Origin of the sequence: Virgibacillus salarius, assembly GCF_039521925.1 — a bacterium.
GTDB lineage: Bacteria > Bacillota > Bacilli > Bacillales > Amphibacillaceae > Virgibacillus > Virgibacillus salarius.
The window spans coordinates 4,482-9,586 of record NZ_BAAACY010000158.1 but is presented as its reverse complement, the minus strand read 5'-3'; the positions used below and the strand labels follow the sequence as shown (position 1 = coordinate 9,586).

The window sequence follows — 5,105 nt, the reverse complement described above, 5'->3', positions numbered from 1 at the left end:
CTACTAGAGGAAGCGTAAATCTGAGCATTTAGTGATAAGGACTGAGCGAATTTTGCTCCGTTTTTCTTATTGTTATAGAAAGTGATTTATGAAGAGAGAATGATGCAAATAAACGTTTGTTTTACTGAAGCACAGCTTTTATAATGAAAAGAGGTAGAAAAGAAAGGAGCAAGATGAATGGCAGTGGCAAATACCACAATCATACAAAAAATGATAAATGAACTAAACGAAGCAAAAGATCAAGATAATAACACTGAAGAGTTGGTGAAGCATATTCGTCATGTTCGTTTATTATGTGATTTGTTCCTTGAGGATAGTGCAAAAGATCAAGTTAGGGCTAAGGTTAATGGTATTTCTCCCTTAGAGATGAAGGCGATGCTTGGTGATAATGATGCGAAACTACATAGACCATCAAAACCAAGCTCGGGTAATGAACACGATGAAGCAAATGGGGATTCAATTTTTGATTTTTAATAAAGAGGTGTAAATCGTGAAGCTATTTTTAGTATTAGGCATGATTAATGGGTTTTTAGCAGTAGCGTTGGGAGCGTTTGGTGCCCATGGTTTAGAAGGAAGACTTTCAGAAAAAGCTTTATCTACCTGGGAAAAAGCAGTAAATTATCAAATGTTTCACACTATGGCATTATTAGTAACAGGATTATTAATGATGAAGGCTGATCCTGCTAGTATTATTTGGGCAGGCTGGATGTTCTTTATCGGTATCATTCTGTTTTCGGGAAGTTTGTATATTTATTCGACAACTGCAATTAAAACCTTTGCAATGATCACACCGCTCGGTGGTGTAGCATTTTTGATTGGCTGGGTGCTATTGGGTACATTCGCTGTAAAACATTTATAGCTTTATATACGATAGTTTATAGTTGAAATAGGAAATAGATAGAAAATAATACGATAAGTACTGCACGAGCCACTTGCTTTAATGCTTGAATGGATTTGTATAAGTTCCATTCCATCATTCCATCACATACGAGACTAATGGAAATAAGGAAAAGACAGAAAAGAATTAAGAATAAATAGCCTTTTATAAGTGCAATTAATCCGATTACAGCGGCACAAGCTAATGTAATAAGTTCGACTAATATAAATTTTTCATAAGGATGCTTCATGGAATCCATCCTTTCTGTTTACTGCTAAACATCTAATAGCTAAAGGGATAACACAAAGGAAGTTGTGTCATCCCTTTTCTATTAGATCGTATTTTGATTTTTAACGTGGTGAGTATGAGGTATTTGCATATGGATACGCGTAATTTAGTTCTTCATCAAAGGTTACATAGTCTAAATAAACCATCAGCAAGAGGTAGCGTTTACCCGTTTGCGGATCACTTAGAATAATGTGATCTCTGCCTGCACCTTCAATGATCCCTTTGAAAACTTTTGCATTCCACTGGTCATTATTTTCAAAAGTCATATAAACAGTAGCTTCTTTTCCTCGGTTTAAACGAAGAATATTTTCGATGTATGATTCCTGCATGGGAAGCATTCCCTGATTACTGGTCGTAGGATATGGTTGCTGTGTCTGTTGTTGTGTTGGTGGGTATTGTCTCATATTATAACTTGGATAATAAGCTGGAGATGAAGGTGGATAATAGTAATACGGATAAGGTTGATATCCGTTTCCTGCTTGCTGATTGTTATTTTCCTGGTTTTCACTCATGTAAAACCCTCCTATTAGTAAATATTAATGCCTCACTATCGGAAAACGGAAGGACATTCAGAGGCGGTAGGTGCATAGAAGCAATGAGACTTGAATCTTCCTACATTCCATTGACCATACCATTGAGCAGGACAATCTCCAGCGGGCATAAAGAACCATAACGAATTTGTTGCTGGATGCTGTCGTTCTCCCTGAATGACTCTACGAGCTAACCGTTTATCAGCTTCGCGTGCTCGCTGGTAAAAGTAACCTTTTTGTGTCGCTTCAAACCCACCAGGGCTTTGGAATACCATATCATTAATCGTTCGAATTTCTGTAAAATCAAGACAATTAGAAATGACACGATTAATACCTGTATTACCTACCATAAGCATTCCTAACTCCCCGTCCCCCTCCGCTTCCGCACGCATTAATCTTGCTAACAACGCCACATCATTATCTGTATGTGCGACAAGAGCCATTTGCATTCCTCATTTCTGTCCATTCTGGTTGCATTAGTATATGTATGTGGCAGGCATTGAAAATATGTTATAAAATCAAATGTTACGTTTGCTTTGTTAAAGGAAAAGAACAAAAGCGCAAGTGCCCGATTAGAAACATAGCGACTGAAGCGAGTCAACGGAGATAAAGGAATCACGCTGTGATTACGAGTCGACCCCATATTTACCCATAGGCTTAAATTTTATAATTTCCTAGACTATAAAAAAGATGCCCAATTCATGGACATCTTTTAATTCGCTAAGTAGGAGGCTTATATTTCCAAATATGTTGCTATTGCTTCATTTGGAAGATGGTTTCCTACAAAGAATTCACCAAATTCTCCGTATTTAGAACTTACTTCATCAAAACGCATTTCATAGACAATTTTCTTAAATTGCAATGGGTCATGAGCAAATAAAGTAACTCCCCATTCCCAGTCATCAAGACCAATGGAACCAGTTATAATTTGTGAGACTTTACCCGCATATTTTCTGCCAGTCATGCTATGTTCGTATAACAGTTTACCTCGCACATCTTTTTCAAGCGTGTACCAGTTTTCATCACCATGGCGTCGCCGATCCATCGGATAAAAGCATACATGCTCCCATTTTGGTAAGATTGGTTTTAACCTTGCGGCTATTTCTGGTATTTCTTCCGGATGCTCTTCTTTATACGGTCGGTATTTTGAAAGTTCTACAATCGAAACATAGGAATGAGCAGGTATTAAAAACTCACCCATTTTTGATTTATTCAATTCTGTTTCAATGGTAGCTAATTCATTTGTTGTAGGACGAAGGAACATAAACATAAGATCTGCTTTTTGCCCTACTATATTATAAAGGGCATGACTTCCATCTTTCCCATCTTCAACTTTATCCCATTTAACAAGTAAATGTTGAAGGCTGTCAATTGCTTCCTTACGCTCATCTTCTGTAGCAAGTTTCCAGGAAGTCCAATCTACTGTACGAAAATCATGGAGGCTATACCAGCCGTCCATCGTTTCCACTGCTTCTACCATATTTATCTCTCCTTTAACTATGTGTGTAAGGTTATGACGAGCACCTTTTAATTTATTTACGATCTGTTTTTACTATAGCATAATTTGGGCAGTATATTCATGACGTAAACATATCAATTCGTCATCGTTCGCTATATTGTCATAAGACTGTCAAAAAACGTATAAAGCTAGATAGGAATTGCTTTAATTTATGTAAAAAATCATCTACTATTTAACTATATCCATTTAGGAGGTTTTATAAAAGTGAGTCAATTATTTGAGCAAGTGAAAGAAAAGGTTTCTAACCAAAATAAATCTATCGTGTTTCCAGAAGGGACAGATGAACGTATATTGACAGCAGCTAGTCAGTTGGCAGCAGCTGACATCCTAACACCAATATTAATTGGTGATAAAACGGTTATTAAACAAAAGGGAGAGGACATTGGAGTAGATGTATCTCGTTGTAAATTGATGGATCCAGTTGAATTTCCAGAATTTGATTTGATGGTGGAGACGTTTGTGGAACGTCGTAAAGGTAAAGTTTCCAAAGAGGACGCGGAAAAAATTCTACTAGATGAGAATTACTTTGGGACAATGCTTGTTTACATGAATCAAGCAGATGGACTCGTAAGTGGTGCTGCGCATTCAACTGCCGATACAGTTAGACCTGCATTACAAATTATTAAGACAAAAGCAGGTGTCCAAAAAACATCAGGTGTATTCATTATGGTGCGAGGACAGGAGAAATATGTATTTGCTGATTGTGCCATTAATATAGCTCCAAATAGTCAAGATCTTGCTGAGATCGCAGTGGAAAGTGCGGTAACTGCAGAATTATTTGGCGTGGAGCCACGTGTAGCTATGCTTAGTTTTTCTACTAAAGGTTCAGCTAAGTCAGAGGAAACGGAAAAAGTTGTTGAAGCTCTAAACATTGCAAAGGAAAAGAATCCTTCCTTAACTATTGATGGAGAGTTTCAATTCGATGCAGCATTCGTTCCAAGTGTAGCAAAGAAAAAAGCACCGAATGCTGAACTTCAGGGTGATGCTAATGTCTTTGTATTTCCAAGTCTTGAAGCTGGAAATATCGGCTATAAGATTGCCCAACGCTTAGGTGAATTTGAAGCAGTTGGTCCGATCTTACAAGGTTTGAACAAACCTGTAAATGATCTGTCACGAGGCTGTAGTGCAGAGGACGTTTATAATTTAGCATTAATTACTGCTGCTCAAGCAGAATAATGAAAGGGATTGTTTCGGAAACCTTTTTAGATGAAAAACTTGAATATACAGACTACGGAAGGAGAAACGGTTTACAGATTCACAGTGAGTGTTATGCTGAGGAGAGGCTGAAATTTGTTTTCCGTGGAAAGAAAGTATATTCCAGTTATCTGCTATGGAGGCTTAGACAAAAGTAATAAAAAACGAAAGATAATTAGTGTAGGTTAATTATCTTTCGTTTTTTTGGTGATCTAGGAAAAAATAAAATTAGCCATGTGGCTAAATAGGGGGCGTGTTGAGCCGCGTTCAGCTCCAGCATCCAGAAAAGAGGCGACTTCACGAATCGCCATACGATAAGTCATCATTGGCTCGCAAGCTCCATGAATCCTTTATCTCCGTTGACTCGCTCCAGTCGCTATGTTTCTAATCGGGCGCTCACGCTTTTGTTCTAAGTTAAGAAAGTATCAAATCAGTGCAATGACTGCGTTAAGCCAAGTAGTTATTTTGAAATGTTTGATGTATATTGGCAATGCTCCGACTAATTACTTCGCTTTCCGCGGGCACGGCCTCAACTAACTTTGCAAAGAAGAACACGTTGCAAAGTGGATTTTCGGCTCGCGCTAATCCCGCAGAAGTCTACGTAATTCGTCTCCGCTATGAGAAGGTGCAACAATTCTTGTCATAAGTAATAGGTTGACTTTTTTTACAATGGGTAAAGTGAAAATCGCTATCCGTG

Annotated in this window: 7 protein-coding genes; 3 read left to right on the top strand and 4 right to left on the bottom strand. The window is 37.9% G+C overall.

From position 1 onward, the window contains the following. Positions 1–177: 177 nt before the first annotated feature. On the top strand, positions 178–474 hold the full coding sequence (locus ABDZ84_RS19210) for a YwdI family protein (RefSeq protein WP_026681829.1): 297 nt from the start codon (positions 178–180) through the stop codon (positions 472–474). A gap of 16 nt (positions 475–490) precedes the next feature. Further along, positions 491–859, top strand: coding sequence for a DUF423 domain-containing protein (locus ABDZ84_RS19205; RefSeq protein WP_026681828.1), 369 nt, complete (start codon positions 491–493; stop codon positions 857–859). Positions 860–875: 16 nt separating this feature from the next. Here ABDZ84_RS19205 and ABDZ84_RS19200 read toward each other — a convergent pair whose 3' ends face one another. From ABDZ84_RS19200 to hemQ, 4 genes are all read right to left on the bottom strand, one after another. Further along, a complete protein-coding gene (locus tag ABDZ84_RS19200; RefSeq protein ID WP_026681827.1) occupies positions 876–1,127 on the bottom strand; it encodes a hypothetical protein in 252 nt (83 codons plus the stop codon). Positions 1,128–1,227: 100 nt separating this feature from the next. Beyond that, positions 1,228–1,677 carry a spore coat protein GerQ gene (gene gerQ / locus ABDZ84_RS19195; RefSeq protein WP_026681826.1) on the bottom strand — a complete coding sequence of 150 codons (450 nt, stop codon included), beginning with the start codon at positions 1,675–1,677 and terminating at the stop codon, positions 1,228–1,230. 35 nt (positions 1,678–1,712) lie between these two features. Then, positions 1,713–2,138, bottom strand: a complete 426-nt coding sequence (locus ABDZ84_RS19190) for a cell wall hydrolase (RefSeq protein ID WP_026681825.1) — start codon at positions 2,136–2,138, stop codon at positions 1,713–1,715. Between the two features lie 290 nt (positions 2,139–2,428). Then, positions 2,429–3,175 carry a hydrogen peroxide-dependent heme synthase gene (hemQ, locus tag ABDZ84_RS19185; protein ID WP_026681824.1) on the bottom strand — a complete coding sequence of 249 codons (747 nt, stop codon included), beginning with the start codon at positions 3,173–3,175 and terminating at the stop codon, positions 2,429–2,431. 243 nt (positions 3,176–3,418) lie between these two features. On the opposite strand from hemQ, the gene pta reads away from it, so the two are divergent. Continuing rightward, positions 3,419–4,390 (top strand): phosphate acetyltransferase, encoded by a 972-nt coding sequence (gene pta, locus ABDZ84_RS19180; RefSeq protein ID WP_026681823.1) that lies wholly within the window; start codon positions 3,419–3,421, stop codon positions 4,388–4,390. The last annotated feature ends 715 nt before the right edge of the window (positions 4,391–5,105 follow it).